2 protein-coding genes are annotated in these 1647 nt (G+C 32.8%); both read left to right on the forward strand.

Features of this window, described 5'->3' with window-relative positions; all coding sequences use genetic code 11:
* A partial coding sequence (locus BMW63_RS18255; RefSeq protein ID WP_217643748.1) for a hypothetical protein occupies positions 1–680 on the forward strand: 680 nt, incomplete at its 5' end.
* Positions 674–1165 carry a hypothetical protein gene (locus BMW63_RS17715; protein ID WP_074724785.1) on the forward strand — a complete coding sequence of 164 codons (492 nt, stop codon included), beginning with the start codon at positions 674–676 and terminating at the stop codon, positions 1163–1165. The genes BMW63_RS18255 and BMW63_RS17715, both read left to right, overlap by 7 nt.
* Positions 1166–1647: the final 482 nt, after the last annotated feature.

A 1647-nucleotide genomic window follows, 5' to 3' on the forward strand; every position in this document is an offset into this window, starting at 1 on the left:
TAAAAATAGAAGTTCCAATGATCAAAGGAACTGTTTTGGAAACTATTGAAGATTGTGTATATTTGAATGCTGATAATGTGGTTTCAAAAGCAACTCTTGAAGTTGTTGAGGATGGAGGAAAAGCTGGATTGAGTGTGAAGGGGGCGGGGAAGTTTTTAGCCAAGTCAGGAAATGAGCTAAAAACCTTCTTAAACAGTATTACAACGAAACCTCTTGGTAAAACTTATATTGGAAAATGGTACAGGTATACTGGAAATCAAAGTTATAATCCAACAGAAATTTATTCAGGAATGATTGATGCGGAGAATAGATTTAGAAAAGGATTGTATTTGAGCGAAACAAAAGCAGGGAATATCATCGAAGCAAACTCATACGGAGGTACATCTGGCAAAACATTATTTGAAATTACAAATGTTGAAATTAATAACATTCTTGATTTAACAGATGAAACAGTAATTCGACAGCTTGGAACTTCCTTTGAACAAATGAAATTATCGGGAGTAACAAATTCTTATGAATACACCCAAGAAATAGCTATTTGGGCAAAAAATAATGGTTATTCAGGCGTTAAATTTTATGGTGCACAAGGAGGCTCTACAAGCTATACCAATTTCTCAATTTTCGACCAATCTACTGTAAATTCAGCTATTAAAGGCTCTGCAAACATTATCCCATGGTAAACTTTGTTCGTATATATAGAAATAATGAATTTACTCTTTTAGCTATAGAAGACTATTTAAAAGAATATCATTCACAACTACCTGAAGGATGGACTGAGATAAGTAATTGGTTAGACAGGCTATTTGACATAAAAAACGAACAAGAATATAAAAAATTATCTGAAGAAATGCAGGTTGAAATATTTGATTTGAATAAAATTAAAACAACATATAGCAATTTGAATAAGGAATGCTATATGTTTGATGATGATATTTTAAAATTTATTTCCTTTCTCTTTGGCACTGCTTATTTTTTAAAAATTGGAAATCCAACATTACAAGAATGGTTAAGTGCAGTAGATATAAACCATCCTTTTAAAACAAAAGAAGATTTAGGCTATGGTTATAGTTTTCTAGATGCGTTGCAATATGAATACGGACAAAACATTGTAAGAAAAGATTTGCTTTCTACACTTCGTTGGATTGGTTCACAAGGCGGTTCTTAAAGACTGCTTTACTTACTCTGCCAACATTTCAATAAGCTCTTGCAAGTCTTTACCCGACCGCTCGGATATGTCCCACACACGGATAGCGCGGATTTGCAATCCGTGCCCTCAAAGAAAGTTAAATAATACAAAACTACAAATGTAAAAAGTTGTAGTTTTGTTTTTAATACCCTTTTTATGGGTCAACAAAATACAAAGCAATCCCGACCGCTCGGAATTATGCGGGTTTAGAGAACGAATTGGAATTTGTTTTGTTAGATTTTTGTTAATGTAGATTGTGGGCACGGATTGCAAATCCGCGCTATCGGGTTAGGTGCATACTAAATAATTAAAATAAAAAAATGACCAAAGAAGGCTATGTTAAAACAAGGAATTAAAATTGTAGTACTGTGTATCATATTATTTTTGTCTTCTTGCAAGGATAAGGTTTTGACCAAAGAGGAACAAAAACAATTTGATCTAAAACGTATGCAAATTGCTAA

This window comes from Flavobacterium frigoris (assembly GCF_900111075.1).
Taxonomy (GTDB): domain Bacteria; phylum Bacteroidota; class Bacteroidia; order Flavobacteriales; family Flavobacteriaceae; genus Flavobacterium; species Flavobacterium frigoris.